21 protein-coding genes are annotated in these 19,297 nt (G+C 66.5%); 13 read left to right on the forward strand and 8 right to left on the reverse strand.

Going from position 1 to position 19,297, the window contains the following annotated elements:
• Positions 1–10: 10 nt before the first annotated feature.
• From proS to nfi, 3 genes are read right to left on the reverse strand one after another with little or no spacing between them, the layout of a single operon-like run.
• Positions 11–1,441, reverse strand: coding sequence for a proline--tRNA ligase (gene proS / locus VGR67_08765; GenBank protein HEV8336492.1), 1,431 nt, complete (start codon positions 1,439–1,441; stop codon positions 11–13).
• Positions 1,442–1,480: 39 nt separating this feature from the next.
• Complete coding sequence (locus VGR67_08770; GenBank protein HEV8336493.1) at positions 1,481–2,128, reverse strand: protein-L-isoaspartate(D-aspartate) O-methyltransferase; 648 nt, start codon at positions 2,126–2,128, stop codon at positions 1,481–1,483.
• On the reverse strand, positions 2,125–2,889 hold the full coding sequence (gene nfi, locus VGR67_08775) for a deoxyribonuclease V (GenBank protein HEV8336494.1): 765 nt from the start codon (positions 2,887–2,889) through the stop codon (positions 2,125–2,127). Before nfi ends, VGR67_08770 begins: the two co-directional genes overlap by 4 nt.
• A gap of 147 nt (positions 2,890–3,036) precedes the next feature.
• On the opposite strand from nfi, the gene VGR67_08780 reads away from it, so the two are divergent.
• Positions 3,037–3,693 (forward strand): hypothetical protein, encoded by a 657-nt coding sequence (locus VGR67_08780; protein HEV8336495.1) that lies wholly within the window; start codon positions 3,037–3,039, stop codon positions 3,691–3,693.
• An 18-nt stretch (positions 3,694–3,711) separates the two neighbouring features.
• On the opposite strand, the gene VGR67_08785 is transcribed toward VGR67_08780, so the two are convergent.
• Positions 3,712–4,176: a hypothetical protein gene (locus VGR67_08785; GenBank protein ID HEV8336496.1), complete on the reverse strand. Its 465-nt coding sequence runs from the start codon at positions 4,174–4,176 to the stop codon at positions 3,712–3,714.
• A gap of 315 nt (positions 4,177–4,491) precedes the next feature.
• On the opposite strand from VGR67_08785, the gene VGR67_08790 reads away from it, so the two are divergent.
• From VGR67_08790 to VGR67_08845, 12 genes are all read left to right on the forward strand, one after another.
• Positions 4,492–6,831, forward strand: coding sequence for a DUF6600 domain-containing protein (locus VGR67_08790; protein HEV8336497.1), 2,340 nt, complete (start codon positions 4,492–4,494; stop codon positions 6,829–6,831).
• 116 nt (positions 6,832–6,947) lie between these two features.
• On the forward strand, positions 6,948–7,475 hold the full coding sequence (def, locus tag VGR67_08795; protein HEV8336498.1) for a peptide deformylase: 528 nt from the start codon (positions 6,948–6,950) through the stop codon (positions 7,473–7,475).
• Positions 7,472–8,425, forward strand: a complete 954-nt coding sequence (fmt, locus tag VGR67_08800) for a methionyl-tRNA formyltransferase (GenBank protein HEV8336499.1) — start codon at positions 7,472–7,474, stop codon at positions 8,423–8,425. The genes def and fmt overlap by 4 nt, the downstream gene beginning before the upstream one ends.
• Positions 8,406–9,788: a 16S rRNA (cytosine(967)-C(5))-methyltransferase RsmB gene (gene rsmB, locus VGR67_08805; GenBank protein HEV8336500.1), complete on the forward strand. Its 1,383-nt coding sequence runs from the start codon at positions 8,406–8,408 to the stop codon at positions 9,786–9,788. The genes fmt and rsmB overlap by 20 nt, the downstream gene beginning before the upstream one ends.
• A gap of 210 nt (positions 9,789–9,998) precedes the next feature.
• Positions 9,999–10,652 (forward strand): PASTA domain-containing protein, encoded by a 654-nt coding sequence (locus tag VGR67_08810; protein HEV8336501.1) that lies wholly within the window; start codon positions 9,999–10,001, stop codon positions 10,650–10,652.
• Entirely contained in the window at positions 10,645–11,331 is a 687-nt protein-coding gene (gene rpe / locus VGR67_08815) for a ribulose-phosphate 3-epimerase (protein ID HEV8336502.1), read from the forward strand. Before VGR67_08810 ends, rpe begins: the two co-directional genes overlap by 8 nt.
• Positions 11,328–11,729 (forward strand): thioesterase family protein, encoded by a 402-nt coding sequence (locus tag VGR67_08820; GenBank protein ID HEV8336503.1) that lies wholly within the window; start codon positions 11,328–11,330, stop codon positions 11,727–11,729. Before rpe ends, VGR67_08820 begins: the two co-directional genes overlap by 4 nt.
• A 2-nt stretch (positions 11,730–11,731) precedes the next feature.
• On the forward strand, positions 11,732–12,529 hold the full coding sequence (locus VGR67_08825) for an outer membrane protein assembly factor BamD (GenBank protein ID HEV8336504.1): 798 nt from the start codon (positions 11,732–11,734) through the stop codon (positions 12,527–12,529).
• Positions 12,526–13,296: a glycosyltransferase family 2 protein gene (locus VGR67_08830; GenBank protein ID HEV8336505.1), complete on the forward strand. Its 771-nt coding sequence runs from the start codon at positions 12,526–12,528 to the stop codon at positions 13,294–13,296. The genes VGR67_08825 and VGR67_08830 overlap by 4 nt, the downstream gene beginning before the upstream one ends.
• On the forward strand, positions 13,293–14,390 hold the full coding sequence (locus VGR67_08835) for a glycosyltransferase (protein HEV8336506.1): 1,098 nt from the start codon (positions 13,293–13,295) through the stop codon (positions 14,388–14,390). The genes VGR67_08830 and VGR67_08835 overlap by 4 nt, the downstream gene beginning before the upstream one ends.
• Positions 14,387–15,463 carry a radical SAM/SPASM domain-containing protein gene (locus VGR67_08840; protein ID HEV8336507.1) on the forward strand — a complete coding sequence of 359 codons (1,077 nt, stop codon included), beginning with the start codon at positions 14,387–14,389 and terminating at the stop codon, positions 15,461–15,463. Before VGR67_08835 ends, VGR67_08840 begins: the two co-directional genes overlap by 4 nt.
• Positions 15,460–16,191: a TlpA disulfide reductase family protein gene (locus tag VGR67_08845; GenBank protein HEV8336508.1), complete on the forward strand. Its 732-nt coding sequence runs from the start codon at positions 15,460–15,462 to the stop codon at positions 16,189–16,191. Before VGR67_08840 ends, VGR67_08845 begins: the two co-directional genes overlap by 4 nt.
• Before the next feature lie 19 nt (positions 16,192–16,210).
• On the opposite strand, the gene VGR67_08850 is transcribed toward VGR67_08845, so the two are convergent.
• The 4 genes from VGR67_08850 to VGR67_08865 all read right to left on the reverse strand — a co-directional run.
• Positions 16,211–16,657, reverse strand: a complete 447-nt coding sequence (locus VGR67_08850) for a hypothetical protein (GenBank protein HEV8336509.1) — start codon at positions 16,655–16,657, stop codon at positions 16,211–16,213.
• Positions 16,658–16,730: 73 nt separating this feature from the next.
• Positions 16,731–17,519 (reverse strand): EcsC family protein, encoded by a 789-nt coding sequence (locus VGR67_08855; protein HEV8336510.1) that lies wholly within the window; start codon positions 17,517–17,519, stop codon positions 16,731–16,733.
• A gap of 376 nt (positions 17,520–17,895) precedes the next feature.
• Complete coding sequence (locus VGR67_08860; GenBank protein HEV8336511.1) at positions 17,896–18,873, reverse strand: aldo/keto reductase; 978 nt, start codon at positions 18,871–18,873, stop codon at positions 17,896–17,898.
• Between the two features lie 116 nt (positions 18,874–18,989).
• Positions 18,990–19,297, reverse strand: a 308-nt coding sequence (locus VGR67_08865; GenBank protein ID HEV8336512.1) for an isoprenylcysteine carboxylmethyltransferase family protein, incomplete at its 5' end; no start/stop codon positions are given.

Genomic DNA, 19,297 nt, shown 5'->3' on the forward strand with positions numbered 1-19,297 from the left:
AGGGGGGATATCAATAGGCTCGGGCGAGATAGACCCGGGTCTCGGCCGGCGAGCCGCAGTAGAGGCAGGGGCCCCGCCGGTCCTGTCCCTGGAGAGGAATGCAGCGGATGGTCGCCTTCGTCTCTTCCTTGATCATCGACTCGCACCGGGGGGCCCCGCACCAGAGGGCTTCGAAGAATCCGCCGAGACTCTCGAGCTGCTCCTTGAACTCGGCGTAACTGCCGGCCGGACGCGTGTTCTCGTCGCGGAACTTGAGGGCGCGCTCGTAAATGCCCTTCTGGATCGAGGCGAGCAGCTCCGGAACCCGGCTCTCCAGCCCGTCCCAGGGCACGGGCTGCTTTTTCCGATCCAGCCGGGAGACGGCGGTGACCTGACGCTGCGCCACGTCCCGGGGGCCCAGCTCGAGGCGCAGCGGCACCCCTTTCAGCTCCCATTCGTTGAACTTGAAGCCAGGCGACAGCTCCTCCCGCATGTCGGCGTGCAGGCGGACCCGCCCGCCCAGCGAATTCCGGATCGCCTCGACGGCTTCCCGCACCTGGCTCTTCTCTTCCTCGGTCTTCCAGATGGGGACCAGTGCCACCTGCGTCGGGGCCAGCGCCGGAGGAAGGACGAGGCCCTGGTCGTCCCCGTGGCCGAGGACCATCGCGCCGATCAACCGCGTCGACACCCCCCAGCTCGTCTGCCAGACATAGTCCATGCCCCCTTCCCGGTTCTGGAACTTCACGTCGAAGACCTTCGAGAAGTTCTGGCCGAGGTTGTGGGAAGTTCCCGCCTGGAGGGCCCGCCCGTCTTGCATCAGCGCCTCCATGCAGTACGTTCTCAGGGCGCCCGCGAACTTCTCCTGCTCGCTCTTGATGCCGCGCAACACGGGAAGGGCCATCTCCGATTCGACGAAATCGCAGTAGAGGTCGAGGATCCGCAGCGTCTCCTCTTCGGCTTCCTGCTCCGTCGCGTGCGCGGTGTGGCCCTCCTGCCAGAGAAACTCGGTCGTGCGCAGGAACAGCCGCGTTCTCATCTCCCAGCGCACGACGTTGGCCCACTGGTTGAGCAGCAGCGGGAGGTCCCGGTAGGAGCGGATCCATTTCGAGAACATGCTGTAGATGATCGTCTCCGAGGTCGGCCGGACGATCAGCCTCTCTTCCAGCTCTTTGCCGCCGCCGATCGTCACGACCGCCAGCTCGGGGGAAAAGCCCTCCACGTGGGCCTTCTCCCGGTGCAGGAAGCTCTCGGGGATGAACAGCGGGAAATAGGCGTTCTGGTGCCCGGTCTCCTTGAATCGCGCGTCGAGCGAGCCCTGGATCCGCTCCCACAGGGCGTAGCCCAGCGGCCGGATCACCATGCAACCTTTGACCGGTGAGTAGTCCGCGAGCTCCGAGCGCGTCACGACGTCGGTGTACCAGCGGGCCGGGTCCTCTTTTCTCGAGGTGATGACCTTGGACATGATCTCCAATTCTTTCCGATGATCGGACTCAGGAGCGAGTCAGCCGTGCACCAATGGGACGAAGCGGACCGGGAGGAGATTTCGGGCGACGTCCCCTTCGGCGGTCCGGGTAATCATCATGAGATCCTGATGCTCGACGCCGAGAGGCAGGACCAGCCGTCCCCCGATCGCCAGCTGCTCGAGCAGGGCCGGAGGCACGGCTTCGGCCGAAGCGGCGGCCAGAATGGCGCCGAACGGAGCCTCCTCGGGCCAGCCCTGGCGCCCGTCCCCCACGGCGAAACGAACGTTGCCGTAGCCGAGCTCCGCGAGCCTTTGACGCGCGATTCGTGAGAGGGGCTCGTGGATTTCGAGCGTGAAGACCTCCCCGCCCATCTCCGCCAGGACCGCGGTCTGGTAGCCCGAGCCTGTCCCGACTTCCAAGATCCTTTCGCCGCCTCTCAATTGGAGCTGCTCGGTCATGAACGCCACGATGTAAGGCTGGGAGATCGTCTGATCCAGCCCGATCGGAAGCGGGCGATCCTCGTAGGCATGCTCCAGGCTCGCAGCGTCCACGAAGCGATGCCGGGGCACTTTTCTCATCGCCCGCAAGACGCGCGGATCCCGGATTCCTCTCGCCTCGATCTGGCTGCGGACCATGTTTTCCCGGAGCCGCGCCCACTTCGTCTCGAGGCCGGAATTCTCGCTCAAGGATCGCTCCGACGGATCGGCCCGGAATGCGCGCGGATTCTAACATATCCGGCCGCGGGCGCCGCGGTCGGCCGGCGCCTTCCGAGGGCGTTCCGGCGCATCCGGGACACTTCGAGATCGGCGAGGCGCGTCGGCTCCGGAATCCGGTAGCGCCCCGCGCAGCGCATCGCCCAGGTCGCCGCCTGGCCGACGGAAAGGCGATGGCCCGGGGAGACGAAGACGGGTCGCGCTCCTTCCCGGGTCCGGAGCGCCGTCCCGACCCGCTTCGCCTCGAAAAGCAGGCCGCGGCGCCCTCCGCGGCGCCCAGGCACTTCCGCGTGCTCGCCCACCAGGATGGTCTTCGCGCATCCGAGCGTCGGAATGTCCAGGAGAAGCCCGAGGTGGCAGGCGAGCCCGAATCGCCGCGGATGCGCGAGCCCCTGCCCATCGCAAAAGATCAGGTCGGGCTTGCGTCCCAGGCGGCGGAATGCGCGGAGCAGGGGAGGGATCTCGCGAAAGCTCAGAAGGCCCGGGATGTAAGGGAAGGGGGAACGCCCGCTCGCCCGCGCGACCTCCAGGACCGACAGGCCCGGCCACTCCAGAAGGACGACGGCGGCGTGGAATCGGCCGGAGCCCGGATCGTACGAGACGTCGGCGCCGGCCACGCATCGAATCGGGCCACGGAAGGGGCTGATGGAGACTCTCTCCGCCAGGCGGCGCTGGAGCCGGATGGCGCTGCGCGGCGACAGGCGCCAGGAATGACGCAGGGCAATCGTGATCATCGTCCTCCTCGAACCGCGGGGAGCTCCTGGCCCATCCCTTGGAGCGATTGCGTTGACACCCTTTCGAGGCCTTTCTAGAATGCCTTAGGTCGGTGGCCCGAAGAAAGAGGATTTAGCGGCGGAGAACCCGCCCCAGCGGAGGAGGCGATGAACGGACAGCGCATCGTATCCGGCGTCGGCCTCCTTCTTTTGCTTCTTGGATGCGGAGTCCAGGTTCCCCAGGAATCAAAGCTGGTTTTCAAGTACTCCGAGGGGATCTGGAACCTCAACCAGCCCATCTACCGGGACCATTATCTCGCCTGTCACCCGGATGCCGCGCCCCAGGATCTGTCGGAGCGGGTTAAGCGCTATGAAGAGGCTCGCAAGACAGGGCATGTGACCTTTTCATCCGACGGCGTCGAGGTCATCAAGCTGGGGGCCCTGGGCAACGGAGCCTTTTTCAAGGTTCACGATTCCGTGACGGCCGGTCCCTCCATGACATTCCGAAGCATTCTGAGGCCCGAGTACGTCAACATCAATTTCAACGAGTTTCCCCCAGGCGCCATCCTGTACATCATGGGAAGGCCCCTTGGAACGATTATCCGGCTGCGGCCAGGGAAGACGCCGGGCCCGAAGCGTGAGGTTGTCGAGTCGGTGGACCTAAAATGGACCTGGATCCGGCTGCCCGAGGGTTCGGCGGCGGAATGGTGCCTGCAATCGATCGAGCCCGATCCCGCCTCGGCGAAGTACAGGAGCATCGAGCTGAAGGAGGAGCCGCTGGAAGATCCCGCGGCCCCCAAGGAACAAGGCCCGGCAACGCCCTAGCGGGCTCTCGCGACCACCTCAGGGGACGCGCATCACCTGGACTTTAACGAAGTTGGATCGGACTTGCTTCCCGTCCTTCCCTTCCACGACGAGGCGGTAGAGGTAGGCGCCTGGGGAATACAAGTCGAAGGTCTTGCTGAAGGAAGTAACCACCGAGACTTCCTCCTCTCCGTGGACGCACCGGGGCGCCTCGCTGAGCTTGGTTCCGGTCTCGGGAGCTGAGCCGGGATCCACTCGGATCCAGGTGACCACGGCGTGGCAGAAGTTGGGATCGCGGTCGCCGACGCCGCTGAGGGTCGCGACGAGCTGCACGCTCAGGGGCGGAAACCCGAAGGCCGGAGTGGCGGACAGGACGATCTTGGGGTTCTTGCGCCCCTCCTCCCGGGGCTCCTTGTGGGCGGCCTGGAGCGGCCCGTGGGTAAAACCCACGGCCAGCGCCCCGAGGAGAATCGCGCCGCGATAGAGCCGTAGGGAAGGCTTCATCCTCGTCCTTTTCAAAGGAAACTAGATTAACTCTAGCGTCCGGGTCGACGCGGGTCAAGGGAGCCGGAATCGGAGCTTCATTGGGGTTCTCCTGTACTCCGCGCGTGACAGCCGATGTCCATTAATACGTAAAGCCGCGCGCCCCGGTCGGGGTTCTTCGTGGAAGTGCCTGGAGGCCATGGGTTTCCGGAAAGGGCGCTCTTGGCACGTTTCTGGCTCCTTCTGAAAAGCACGAAGACGCGGGCCGGTCGTAGCGGACTGAGCCCAAGGAGGGGTAAGGTGAAAAGATTGTCGGTCGCATGGAGCAGGTGGGATGTGGTTCTGAGAGGAATCCTCCTCCTGTCGCTGCTCGTTCCCTTAGCCGCGCTCCCGGCCTATTCCGAGGAGGAATATGGCGACTCCTATTCGGGCGACGTTCCCGCCCGGATTCGGGCCCTGGAGGGAGATGCAGTGCTGCAGCGCCAGCAGGAGCAAGACCGGGTAGACGCGACCATCAACTCGCCTGTCTTCACGGGCGATCTCCTGTCGACCGAAGATGGCCGGGCCGAGGTGGAGTTTCCCGACGGCACCGTTCTTTGGCTCGACTCCGACACGCAGGTCGAGTTTCTCGGGATGGAAGATCCCGAGTCCGGAAGCCGGGAAGCGACCGCCTTGCGCCTCCATGATGGAAGGATCGAGATCGACTACCGGGGCGGCGGCTCGGGCGATCCGCGCATCGACACCCCCGAGTCATCGGTCTATATCCAGGGGGAAGGGCGATTTCGGGTCGAATCAGATCGCGGAACCACGACGCTGATTTCGCTCAGGGGCGTCGCCGAGCTGGCGGGAGACGACGGCTCGATGCTCGTCCGGGACGGGATGATGAGCCAGGTGGAGCTCGGCTCGGCGCCCGACGAGGCGCGAAGCTATAACACGCTCCGGCTCGACGATTTCGATGCCTGGTGCGAGGAGAGGCTGGCGAGCTACCTCCCCGAAGACGAAGGGGACGACCGGGAGTACGTGCAGGCGGTCCCCGCGCCCGTGCGGCACTACGTCACGGAGCTGGACAACTACGGCGATTGGGAATGGATGGTCAGCTACGGCTGGGTCTGGCGTCCGGCGAGCTATACGGTGGGATGGCGGCCCTACTACAACGGCTACTGGACCTCGTGCCCCCGAGGCTGGGTCTGGGTCGCCTATGAGCCCTGGGGATGGGTCCCGTACCACTACGGACGATGGCAGTGGCTCTCAAGCGCGGGCTGGTTCTGGATCCCGGGCGGCGTCTTCTCTGGCGCTTGGGTGAGCTGGGCCGTGACCCCCAGCTACATCGGATGGTGCCCTCTCGATTACTACAACCGTCCCGCTTACGTGAACGTGAACATCAACATCACCAACGTGACGGTGAACCGCTTCGGGGGCGGATGGAACTTCCTGCCCCTCAACCGGCTGTCCGATCGCGGCGCCTCGCGCCTCATCGTCAAGGCCGACCGCGTGCCGCGCCTCGAGGGAGCGGTGACGACGAAAGTGCTTCCGCGATTCTCTCCCGATCGGATCGGAAACCGCCCCGATCTGGCGCAGAGAATCTACCGGGAAAGCGCCAACGGAGCGCACCGGATCGATCTGCCCGAGCCGGGGAGACGGGAGAACCTGGTGCCGTTCCGGCAGCTCGACCGCCGCGAAGCGGGCCGACAGCATGACTCGATCCGGGGCCGCGCCCCCGACCGCACCGGGACCGAGCCGAGGATCCTCCGGGGCGGAAGGCAACAGGCCGCTCCGCGTCCCGAAAGGGTTCCGAACGGTCGCAGCGCTTCGGAGCGCGTGAATCCTCGCGGTGGACGCGAGCCGGGAGGCGACTCCGGCGTGGTCGGACGGCCTGGAACCGAGCGAAGGGGCGAAGGAGTCCGTCCGGAAAGGGAAAGGGGACGTCCCGAGCCTCAGGGTGGAGGCAACGACAGGGAGCGCATCCGCCCGCGCAGGGAATCCCCCGACTCGGCAGTTCCCCAGGATCCGTCGCGCCGGGAGAACGGCCAGGATCGAAAAGCCGATCCCCCTCCCCGGCTCGAGCCCCGGCCGCGCCGGGAGAGCGGTTCCCAGACCGGCCCCGGTGCCGAGAGACGGCGCCGCCCCGAGCGCCGAGAGCCGAGTCGCCCCTCGACCACCGAGCCGCGACCTCAGCGAGAGCCGGATTCGGAGTCGGCTACAGACGGCAATCGACAGCGGAGCTTCTATCGCGGCCCGGGGATGAACGACCCCAGGCCGCGCCGGGAGTCGGCGCCTCAAAGGGCCGACCGCGATGCGCCGAACGTCTATCGCAGCTACGGAACTGACAATCGAGGCGGGTCGCGCCGGGGGTATGAGGAGGGCCCTGGCTCGATCTCGCCTCGTCCGCGACGGGAGCGGGGCGCCCCTTCCGGCTACGGCGACTCGCGGGACGCCTCGCGCAGGGTTTTGGACGGGATATTCGGGGAGGGTGCTCGGTCCCGATCTCGCCCCGCGCAACCCGGAGCCACGGCCCGGGAAGAGCGAGTCCGGCCGGAAGGATCCCCCTCCCGCGGCGAGAGGGTGCAGGGACCGCAACAGCGTTCCGCGCCTGAGCGGATTGAGCGCTCCCGCCCCCAGGGTGGACGGCAGGCGCCTCCCCCCCGCAAGCAGGAAGAAAAGAAGGGAAGGCACTGAGATCCCCTCCCCCATCCTCCCTCCTTGACACCCTCGGAAACGCCGTGCTAGTTTCGAATTGCCGCAACGGGGCCGGAGTCTCGTTGCGGCTTCTACCTTTTTCGGTGTGAAAGGGCATGGCTCTCCGAGAAATCGTCATCTATCCCCATAAGGTCCTCGAGACCCGCGCCGACGAGGTGGCGGAAATCGACACTGGCGTGCGCCAGCTCGTGGCGGACATGGTCGAGACGATGCACGCCGCGCCGGGCGTCGGTTTGGCGGCGAACCAGGTTGGCGTCTCCCGCCGGGTGGCCGTGGTCGATCTTTCCGTGGGCAAGGATCCCTCGCAGCTTCTGGTCCTGATCAATCCCCGGGTGCTTTCAGTGGACGGGTCCCAGACCGAGGAGGAAGGGTGCTTGAGCATCCCGGGGATCACGGAAATGGTCCAGCGTCCCGCCGTCGCCGAAGTGGAGGCGCTCAACCTCGATGGCAAGAAGTACCGGATCCGCGGCCAGGACCTGATGGCGCGCGCCCTGCTGCACGAGATCGATCACCTGGACGGAATCCTGTTCCTTGAGCGGCTGAGTCCGCTCAAGCGCCGCATCATCCGCAAGAGGATCCAGAAACTGATCCGCACCGGCGAGTGGGCCGGGGTCGGATCGTGAAGCTGGCCTTCCTCGGCACCCCCGACTTTGCCGTTCCCTCCCTCACCCGGCTGCACGATGCCGGACACGCGATTCGACTCGTCCTGACCCAGCCCGATCGCCCCGCGGGACGCGGCCGCAAGATATCGCCCTCTCCCGTCAAGCGCGCCGCGCTGGAGCGCGGCCTCGCGGTGTTCCAGCCGGAGAGACTGGACGAGGCGGCGGTCGCCCGCCTCGCCTCGGAAGAGGTGGAGGCGGCGGTGGTCGTCGCGTATGGCCTGATACTCCCCGCGGCCCTGCTGCGGCTCCCTCCGCTCGGATGCATCAACCTCCACGCGTCGATGCTTCCGCGGTATCGCGGGGCGGCGCCGATCGCTCATGCCATCCTGCGGGGTGAGACGACGACCGGAGTCACCACGCTGCTCATGGACGAAGGGATCGACACGGGGCCGATTCTGCTCCAGAAGGAATCGTCCCTTGGCCCGGAGGAGACCGCGGGAGAGGTCGAGAAGAGGCTTTCCGAACTCGGGGCCGGCCTGCTGGCGCAGACGATCGAAGGGATTGCCGCCGGCCGGATCCTGCCCCGCCCTCAGATCGTCGACCGCCAAACCTACGCGCCGAAGATCGGCCCGGAAACGGCTCGGATCGCCTGGAGCCACGCGCCGACCCTCATCGTCAACCTGATTCGCGCCATGAATCCCCGCCCTGGAGCCACGACCTCCCTGGGGGGGAAGAGCTTCAAGATCTGGCGCGCCGCCGCCGGCGCCCCGCGGCACGGCGAGGAGGAGCGCGCCGCTCCGGGGGCGATCCTGGCGGGCGGTGGAGAGCCGCGCGTGGCGTGCGGCGCGGGCGGAAGCGTCGTTCTCCAGGAGCTCCAGCGGGAAGGAGGGCGCCGCGTGAGCGGCGAGGAAGCGGTCCGCGGCAGGTGGCTGGCCGGGGGGGGGTTCTCGGGTGAGACGAAAGCGCTCTGACGCGGCCGCCGATCCCCGCTCGCTGGCCTGTGAGATTCTCGACAACCTGGAACGAGCCGGCAGCCGGGCGAGCGAGGAGCTGGCGCGGCTCGGCGATCGCCTCGCCGACGATCGCGACATGAGGCTCGCGACCGAGCTCGTCTACGGAACGCTCCGGCGCCGGTCGGGGCTCGACTACCATCTCGTCCGGCTCTCCGGCCGCGATCTCGAGCGGATCGATCCCGCGCTCCTTGCCCCGCTGCGCGTCGCCCTCTACCAGATCCTCCATCTCGACCGGGTCCCCGCTTCGGCCGCCGTTAACGAATCGGTGGAAATCGCCCGGAGGCGATTGGGGGAGCGCTCCGCCGGCTTCGTCAATGCCGTTCTCCGGAAGGCGGCGCGAGATCGCCCCGCCCTCCGCCTCCCCGAGGAAGGCGATGATCCCGACGGCTTCATGGCGCTGAGCTATTCGCTTCCCCGCTGGATGATCGAGCGATGGCGGGAGCGGCTGGGCGACGAAGAGACGTGCCGCCTCGCGGCGAGCCTCGTCTCTCCCGCGCCGCTGTCGCTGTGGGTAAACGGCTCGCGGACCGATGCGGCCCGGCTCGCGGAGGAACTCGCCGGGGAAGGAATCGCGACCGCCGGATCTCCTCTCCTGCCCGGCAGCCTGCGCGTCCTCGGCGGCAGGCCCCAGAAGAGCCGGGCGTTTCGCGAGGGGAAGTTCTATCTCCAGGACGAAGGCTCCCAAGCCGTCGTCTTCCTGATGCAGGCGCGCCCCGGGGAGATCCTGGCCGACCTCTGCGCCGCCCCCGGCGGCAAGTCCTTCGGGCTCGCCTCCCTCGCCGGCCGGAGCGGCAGGGTGCTGTCGATCGATCGAAGCCTCTCGCGCATCAGGGTTCTGGTGGAGAATCGCGACCGGCTCGATCTTCCCCAGGTGATGCCCGTGGTCGCGGACCTCGAGAAGCCACCCCCTGCCGGAAGCTCCTTTGCAGGCGTTCTCCTCGATGCTCCCTGCACCGGCACGGGGATCCTGCGGCGGCAGCCCGAGATACGTTGGAGGCGATCGCCGGCCGATATCGTCTCCCTGGTCTTGCGCCAGGACGCGCTTCTGGAGACGGCCTCCCGCCTGGTCGCCCGGGGCGGTCGCCTGGTCTACTCGGTGTGCAGTCTCGAGCCTGAGGAAGGGGAGGACCGGATCGCGGGCTTCCTGAGCCGCCACCCCGACTTCGCCGTTCGGGATCCTCGCGCCTCGCTCCCGCCCGAAATGGTTTCCGCGGTCGCCTCTTCCGGCTTCCTCCGGACCTGGCCCCACCGCCATGGCTGCGACGGATTCTTCGCGGCTGTCCTGCAGCGCCAAGGGGCGGAAGCGCCGTCCGTCTGTTGAACCGGTGGGATCCCTATGCTAAGATGCCGCCCCAGGTTCGGAACGCGTTAACAGCGACACATCAATCACTTGGACAAGATGGATCCCCTCCCCGCGGACCCTGCTCCCCCTCGACGACCCGTTACGACCCGAGTCCTCTTCTCCACCCTGAAGTGGGGCATTCTCGTCGCGGCTTTGCTGGGTACCGCCGGGATCAGCGGATACCTCTTCATGAAGAAGACCGTCCGGGGGGGCGAAGTGGAGGTCCCGGCGCTGGAAGGGAAGACCTTGTCGGAGGCGGCCGCGGTGGTCAAGGCGGCTGGATTGACCGTCGAAAGGAGCGGTGAGCGCAGCGACCCTCACGTCGAGGCGGGCAAGATCGTCGTCCAGGATCCGCCCGGGGGCGCCCGTCTGAAGCGCAACCGGAAGGTGCGGGTCATCGTCAGTCTCGGCACCGAAGTCCTGCAGGTCCCTTTGCTGGTGAATCAGCCGGCGCGGCGGGCGCAGATCGCCCTTCAGCAAGCGGGGTTGCGGATCGGCGACATTGCCTACGCCTACAGCCCGACGATGGGCGGGGATCGAATCCTCGCCCAGGAGCCGCCGCAGGGGACGCCCCGGGCGCGCCAGGGAATCGTCGATCTGCTCGTCAGCAAGGGCGCGCGCCCGCGAGTCTGGGTGATGCCGGCGGTCGAAGGTCAGAACCTGGCGGGGGCGACGCGAATCTTCGAGCAGGCAGGATTCCGAGTGGGCAATATCCGCCGCGAAGCCGCTCCGGACGTTCCGGGCGGGACGGTGCTCCAGCAGTATCCTCCGGCCGGATATCCGCTCCGGGAGGGCGATTCGATCTCGCTCGTCGTCAGCTCGGAAGGAGAAGACAGTGGCTAGCCAGACCGCCGGAAAGGCGATCCTCGCCCCCTCGGTCCTGTCCTCGGACTTCGGGATTCTCGCGGAACAGGTGCGCGCCGTGGAGCAAGGCGGCGCGGGGGCGATCCACCTCGACGTCATGGACGGCCATTTCGTCCCGAACCTCACCATCGGCCCCGTGGTGGTGCGGGCGGTGGACCGGATCACCCCGCTCCCGCTCGACGTTCACCTCATGATCGAGGAGCCCGATCGCTACCTCGAATCGTTTCGTGAGGCGGGCGCCGATTGGATCTCGGTGCACGTCGAGGCGGTGACCCACCTCCATCGGACCGTCTGCCGGATTCGCGAGATCGGCGCGAGTCCCGGCGTCGTCCTGAACCCCGCGACCCCTCTGGCCGCTCTGGAGGAGATCCTCGAGTTCGCCGATTTCGTCCTGCTGATGTCGGTCAATCCCGGCTTCGGAGGCCAGGCCTTCATTTCCTCCGTCCTTCGCAAGGTCGAAGCGCTCCGGGAGATGGTCCGCCGCCGCGGGCTGACGACGCGCCTCGAAGTGGACGGCGGCGTGGGAGCCGAGAACGCCGGCGATCTCGTCCGTGCCGGCGCCGGCATCCTGGTGGCGGGAAACGCGGTGTTCGGGAAGGGGGACCCGGCCCAAAACGTCCGCCGTCTTCTCGAGGTGATGCGCGAGGCGGAGGGATGAAGCGCGGGATCACGAGTGTCCGCGTGCGCTATCCCGAGGTCGATCGGATGGGCGTGGCGCACCATTCCCACTTTCTCTCCTGGTTCGAGATGGGGAGGACCGAGCTGCTCCGGGGCGTCGGCTGCTCCTACGCGGAGATGGAATCCCAGGGCGTCTTCATGCCCGTCGTCGAGGTGATCTGCCGTTACCGCTCTCCCGTCCGCTACGACGATCTGCTGGAAGTCGAGACGCACCTGATGGAGATCTCGGGGAGCCGGGTGACCTTCGACTACCGTCTTCGCCGGCAGGGAGAGGACACCCTCCTGGCCGAGGCCCGCACGGTCCACGCCACGGTGAACCGGGAAGGCCAGGTGATTCGGATCCCCGCCGCCTACCGGGACCTCCTGGCCCGCCCGTGACGATGCCGCGAAAGCACGGCCTCCGCCTCGTCCGAGCCTCCCGCATCTTCCCGGCGTTCGCGCTGCTTCTCCTCGCGTCGCTCGCCTGCCACCGTCAGTCGAAGGTCCATGCCGTCCAGCCGATCGACCAGGTCTATCGCGACGCGGTGCACAAAATCGACAAGAAGCGGTACTACAAGGCCCGAGCGCTGCTGCAGTCTCTGCAGACCCGCCTGCCGCAGGACGACCGCGAGCTCCTGCCTCTCGTGCAGCTCAAGCTCGCCGACGCCTTCTATCTCGACGGCGGCGTCCTGAACCTGGGGGAGGCCCTCGGGGCCTACCGGAACTTCATCACGTATTACCCGCAGCGCGAGGAGGCGCCCTACGTCCAGTTCCAGGTAGGGATGTGCTACTTCGGGCAGGTCCTCGCGCCGGATCGCGATCAGGCGCTCACCTACCAGGCCATCTCCGAGTTCGAGAAGGTCGGGCGCCTCTTCCCCGACAGCCCGTACGTCGCCAAAGCCGCCGATCAGATCGTCAAGTGCCGCGAGCGGCTGGCGGCGCACGAGTTCGTGATCGGGCGCTTCTACTACGTCCGCAAGTCCTACCTCGCCGCCGCCGACCGCTTCCGGGTCATCCTCGACAAATACCCGAACTTCTCCCGCACGGAGGAGACGCTCTACTTTCTCGGATCCGCCCTCATCTCCACCGCCAATCCCGACGAGGCCCGTCTCTACTTCGAGCGCCTGATCCACGAATTCCCGGCCGGGAAGTTCAGCCGCAGCGCCAAGGAGCTCCTGGAGGAGCAGAAAAAGGGATGACGGAGAAGATCACCGCGCTGGTTCCCACCCTCGACGAGGAGGAGAACCTGCGCGACTGCCTCGCTTCGGTCGCGTGGGCGGACGAGATCTTCGTCGTCGATTCCGGAAGTGCCGATCGCACCCTGGAGATCGCCCGGGAGTTCGGCGCCCGCGTCGTCCAGCACGAATACGTGAACTCTGCGGCGCAGAAGAATTGGGCCATCCCGCAGGCGGCGCACGCCTGGGTCCTGCTGGTCGACGCCGACGAGCGCGTGACCCCCGAGCTGCGCGACGAGATCCGCGGCATCCTCGCCCGGGAGGAGAAGTCCGACGGCTACTGGATCCGGCGCGCCAATCACTTCCTGGGACGCCGCATGAATCACTGCGGCTGGGAGACCGACAAGGTGATCCGCCTGTTCCGCCGGGACAAGGGGCGCTACCAGGAGCGCGAGGTGCACGCCGAGGTCGACCTAGCGGGACCGCTTCCCGTTCTTCGCCACCCCCTGCTTCATTATTCCTTCCGGTCGTTCCGGCAGTATTGGAGGAAGATGCAGCTCTATTCCGATTGGGGCGCCAGCCAGCTCCATAAGGAAGGGAAGCGCTCGGGATGGGTTTCGATCGGCCTGCGCCCGCCGCTGCGGTTCCTCAAGATGTACGTCGCCCGGCTCGGCTTTCTCGACGGGATCCACGGCCTCGTCCTTTGCATGCTGGCCGCCTTCTCCGTGTTCCTCAAGTACGCCAAGCTCTGGGAGCTGGGGCAGCGAAGCGCGGCGACGCGGCGCCCATGACCCCGCTCAGCCTCCTGCACGTCAACACCGAGCGCGGATGGCGGGGCGGCGAAGCCCAGACGCTCTTGCTCGCGCGCGGGCTGGAGGAGCGCGGCCATCGCTGCCGCCTCGCAGTCGCCCCCGGCTCGCCGCTCGAGCGGCGCGCGCGACAAGAGGGGTTCGAATCGGCCCCGCTTGCGGCCCGCGGCGAGCTCGATCCCGCGGCGATCGCCGCCCTGGCGAGAATCCTGCGCCGGTTCCGTCCCGATCTGGTCCACTACCATACCTCGCATGCCGTCACCCTCGGAACCCTCGCCTCATTCCTGGCGGGGCGGCGGGCGGCCGTGGCGACGCGCCGGGTCAGCTTTCCGCTCAGCCGGAACCCGCTCGCGCGCATCAAGTACACCTTCCGCCTGGATCGGGTGATCGCCGTTTCCGAAGGGATTCGGGAGACGCTCGCGGCGGCCGGAGTCCCGAAGGAGCGGATCAGGGTGATCCACAGCGCGGCCGATCTCCGCCGCTTCGATCCCCCCCGCGACCGCGCGGCGTGCCGGCGGGAGCTGGGCTACGCCGAGGACGCTTTCCTCGTCGGCTGCGCCGGCCATCTGGCGGAGCACAAGGGGCATCGCATCCTCGTGGAGGCGGCCGGCCGCTTGAGCGACTCCCCGAAGATGCAGTTCCTCCTGGTCGGAAAAGGGGAGGAGGAGGCGGAGCTGCGCAAGCAGATTGCCGCCCTCGGGCTGGACGGAAAATTCCGGCTCGCCGGGTTCCGCGAGGATCTCGAGTCGATCCTTCCCGCGCTCGACCTCCTCGCTTTCCCGTCGCTCTCCGGCGAAGGCTCGCCCGCCGTCCTCAAGGAGGCGATGGCCTGCGGCCTTCCCGTCGTCGCTTCCGCGATCTCGGGAGTCGGGGAAGTGGTCCGGCAAGGCTCCGAAGGCCTCCTCGTTCCCCCGGGGGATCCGGCGGCGCTCGCGCAGGCGATCCTCTTCTTCGCCTCGGACCGGAGGCAGGGATTAGAATTCGGTGGCCGGGGCCGGGAGCGCAGCCGCGAGTTCCGGCCGGAGCGGATGGTGGAAATGACCGAGAAGGTCTATCGCGAGGTCCTGCCCGCATGAAGAGGACCGGGGCGCGGCGCCTGAAGATCAACCGCTATTACATGATCTTTCCCGGCGACTCTCCCCTCGAGCGCCTGCGCAAGCGGTTGACGCGCCGGCCGATTCCCCGCTTTCCGCGGAACATCCAGATCCAGACCCGGACCGGCTGCAACGCCGATTGCGTCTTCTGTCCCTATGGCGCGACCGCGCCGCACCAGCCCCGGGGAAGGATGGATTGGGACCTGTATCGCAAGATCATCGACGAGAGCGCCCGCCATCGCGTCCGGCGGATCAGCCCCTATCTGATGAACGAGCCCTTCGCCGACGACGAGATCTTCGAGCGGATCGCCTACATCCACCGCGCCAACCCGCGGGCCCGGGTCGTCCTGACGACCAACGGGTCGCTTCTCTCTCCGGCGGCGGTGGACAAGCTCCTGGCGCTGCCGGGAGGGGTCCACGAACTGGCGATCTCGCTGCACGGGATCGACCCCGAGGCTTACGCGCGCACCGTCCGGGGCGGGCTCGATTTCCACCGGACGCTGGCGAATGTCGAACACCTGATCGCCGAGATGCGCCGGAGGCGCCGGCGCCGGCCGGCCCTGTGGATCACGATGGTCGACACCGAGGTCATCGACGCCCGCAAGGCGGTGCGCTACTGGCGCCGCCGCGGCGTCAATGCACGCTACACGATGCTGGAGAACCGGGGCGGAAACGTCGCGCAGGCGGAGCAGATCAGCCACCATTCCCGCATGGACTATTACTCCGACTGCACGCGGCTCTTCAAGCAGGCCTACGTCAAGTTCAACGGCGACGTCGTCCTCTGCTGCACCGACTACGAAGCGAAGATCGTCCTGGGAAACGTTCGGGAGAAGAGCCTGGAGGAGGTCTGGAACGGCCCCGTGGCCACCTCGATCCGGGCCAAATTCCTTTCCGGCCGGATCGGCGAGATCTCCCTCTGCGGCGCCTGCAAAGTGGATCGCGAAAGAGAGGTCGAAGTCCGCGCCTCCCGGCCTCTCCAGATTCTTCTTCCCCCGCGCAACCCTGCGACGCCCGTCTTTACCGGGATGAAGGACCTGCTTCACCGAGAGCCATGATGCCCTCCGCGAGCGGAGCACGGAAAACTGATCCTGCGTTGCCTCCGGCCTACCAAGCGGCCACGCCGCCGGCAAATCGACAACACCGCGCCTTTTCTCCCGGACTCAAGGGAAGCGCGATTTGGCTGTTGTCGCTATTCGTGGGTTGGGCCGGCGGCGGTCTCGGGGTTTCGGCGGGACAGGCCTCAGCGCTTCTTGCGCAAGCTGCAACGAAGCCTCAACCGGAGGAACGAAGAGTCGTTGAAGGCTCCGAGCTAATCGGAACGAAGCCCCCGGAATGGGACATCCGCGAGTGGATCGGATCCGCGCCGGTCTCGCTGGCCTCGCTTCGGGGCAAGGTTGTCCTGGTGCGCTGGTTCGCGGGCAGCGGCTGTCCCTATTGCGCCGCCACGGCCCCGGCGCTCAACCGCCTTCACCAGGATTTCGCCCGCCGTGGCCTGGTCGTCATCGGCCTGTATCATCACAAAGCGCCCGGGAATCCCAACCTGGTTGCGGTACGCGAGCTGGCGCGCGAGTATGGTTTTGAATTTCCCGTCGGAGTCGATCGCGACTGGCGCACTCTGACGGAATGGTGGCTCGACGGCCACGACCGGAGCTTCACGAGCGTGAGTTTCCTCCTGGATCGAGAGGGAGCGATTCGTGAAATTCACCCCGGTGGAGTGATGGCAATTGGAACCCCGGACTTCCGGGCAATGCGTTCAAAGATTGAAGAGCTGCTTCGCCAGTGACGTCAGAAGTCCAGAAAGACTAGACTGTATCGCCCGGCTTTGGTGGGGGCCAGCTCGGAGCATCCAACACCCTGCGCCGCCCGGCCTGTTCACTCTGTATTGCCTCACGCTCAAAGAAGTTCCCATGGTAGACGCCGGTCCGGATGATGAGCCCCCATATCGAGGCCAGCAAGTACGCCGGGATGAACCCAGGACCCCAGAGCTCGTATTGGCGAACATGAACTCTCTCATGTATCCGCGTCAGGGAAAGGGCTTGTTGATCGCGTCCTAATACGACGTGGCCGAAGGTCATGGCTACGGCGCCGCCGGACATCGGCACGCAATGTCGCAGCACCCAGGAAATGAACGAGCCGTGGAGTTCCAGCACGCCGTCCACGATCTGAAAGCCGCCGTTAGTGAAAACGACGCTTGGGAAGAAAAGAAGCCCGATGAGGCTGTTGGGTGAGGCCCAGGCGTAACGGCTCAAGGACATTCGGAAACCCTCGATCCAACGGCATAGCGGTCAGTCCGGCGTCAGCAAGGGCAGCGGCATCGCCTTGCTAGACGGCCAGTCTCTCGTATTCGGCTCGTATCAAGTCGGCACCATGTACGCGTTCTAGCCTGCGGACAACGAAATGGCCGCGCGCCATATCCTGAAAATGGTCGATGAAGACCAGATTCACGATGGCGCCACCGGCGGCTCCGACAACCGGAACGGCCTGGGCGGCGGCCTTTTCCGAAACAGCAACGCTGAAGCGGCCTGCTATCTGTGTGATCAGGCGGACAATAGCCGGTGCCCCTTCTTCAGCTAGGCCGCGCTCAGCAATATATTGCGCGGCCTCGGACACGGCGCGAGCGAGTGCGGTGCGCACCGCAAAGTATCCGGTTTCCGCCGCGTCGTTGGTCTTGGAACGGCCGCCAAGCGCGAAGACCTCGATGCACGCCAACTTGGTTTCGAGGGACCTGATCTTCTCGCCTTCGCTTCGAGCAATGTCCGCGATGGAGCGCAGCATCACCGTCGTGGAAAATGGGAGCTCAATCGCTATCGCAGAAAGGCCGAAAGCGCCACCCGCAGCGCCGCTCATGACGGCGAGAATCTTGTGCTGGACATCGCTGGAAGCACCACGTGCCGAGTGGTCCGCCATGGTGGTCACTGCCAGGTTGAGCGCTTTCTCCAAGGCGCTGCGCGTAGCCCTGGTCACGGCGGCGGACCATCTCGCCGGCAGAAGATCGAATCCCTTCTCGATGGGTGTTCCAATGACGCTGGTAATCCTTGCAGCGAGGCTTGGGTGTTCCAGGAGGCTCTTCGCGTAACGAAGCTCGTCACGGTCCTGAGTCGATAATGCCATGAAAAAACCCTTCTACATGAGATGCCCGTCTACCATTCCGCATCACCGCAGCGGGTGAGCGGGGAACTGCGCGCCCCCGGGTGCCGCCTGCGTCACCCCTTGAGTCGTCCCGCGGCTCCGAATACGAGGAGAGCGAACCCGACCCCGATAGCAAACCCGCCCCCGGATAACCCAACGGCATCAACGCTTCTCACACCGTGAGAAAAGCGAGACAGAGCAACGGCTCCAATAGTGAACAGCACTACGGCCAAAGGCAAAAGACGTCTTCGTTCCATGAGGGCTCCACTCTCCATGCAGGCCTGATGCCCGCGACGCCGGGCTAGACGTTGTTCGGCGCCCGCCCACCGCCTGCTGTTCTCCATGACTCGCGGCGTGGCTACCGATCGATGATGGCCATGTTGCCTTGGTCGTGGCGCTCGCCGGCGGCCGGCGTGAGGTTGTTCAGCCGTTCGATCTGCTCGGCGCTCAGCTCAATATGGTCGGCGGCGGTGTTCTCCTCGACGCGGGCGACCCGCTTGGTGCCGGGGATTGGGGCGATGTCGTCACCCTGCGCAAGCAGCCAGGCCAGAGCGATCTGTGCCGGTGTTGCACCCGCCTCGGTGGCAACGGCCCGGACTGCGTCGACGATGCGCAGGTTGCGCTCGAAGTTCTCCCCGGTGAAGCGCGGGTTGGTCTTGCGCCAGTCGTCGTCGGAGAGCTGATCGGGCGAGCGAATCTCGCCGGTGAGGAAGCCGTGGCCGAGCGGCGAGTAGGGAACGAAGCCGATGCCCAGCTCGCGCAGCAGCGGCAGCAGCTCTGTTTCCACGTCACGGGTCCACAGGGAGTACTCGGTCTGCAGCGCGGCGACCGGGTGCACGGCGTGGGCACGGCGGATCGTGGAGGGGCCGGCCTCGGACAGGCCAATGTATCGGACTTTGCCCTCGGCGACCAGATCGGCCAGGGCGCCGACGGTGTCCTCGATAGGAGTCTTGGGGTCGACGCGGTGCTGGTAGCACAGGTCGATGTGGTCCGTGCCGAGCCGCTTCAAGGAGCCCTCGACCGCGGTGCGGACGTTCGCCGGGCTGCTGTCGAGCACGCCGGGGCCGCCACCGGAGTGCGAGATGATGCCAAACTTCGTCGCCAGCGCCACTTGGCCGCGGCGACCCCTGATGGCCCGGCCGACGAGTCCCTCGTTGGCGTAGGGACCATAGATCTCGGCGGTGTCGAGGTGCGTGACGCCCAAGTCCAGCGCCCGGTGGATGGTACGAATTGACTCGGCGTCGCTTCCTGCCCCGATGTTGTAGTAGCCGGACATCGACATGGCGCCGAGTCCTATGCGCGAGACGTCGAGTCCGCCGATCGAGATGTGCTTCATGGCAATATGACTCCTTTTTTAAATGCACTTCCGCATCGAACGATGCGGACAAGCTACGGCGCGCCTGTGCCGCAGCGGTTTCTGCGCGGGCCTTCGCGCGCCGCCAGCTCCAGCCGTCACCAAACGCCCGGTACGACACGCTTGGTCCGCGCCATGTACTCCTCATAGTCCTTCCCGAATTCCTCGAGCATCATCCGCTCCTTGGGGCCGATGCGCAGGGCGACCAGGAGTGCCATGGCGACGGCATAGGATGGGCCCACCACGTAGTTGGGAAGAACGAGCCCTTGGCCCACGGAATAGAGCAGGAGAGCCAGGTACATCGGGTGACGGACGCGGCGGTAGAGACCCTGCGTAACAAGCCGGTGCTTCTCCCGCACCTCGAGGGTGATCGACCAATTGGTGCCGAGGTCCGCGTGCGATCGGT

The sequence above is a fragment of the Candidatus Polarisedimenticolia bacterium genome (assembly GCA_036004685.1).
GTDB lineage: Bacteria > Acidobacteriota > Polarisedimenticolia > Gp22-AA2 > AA152 > DASYRE01.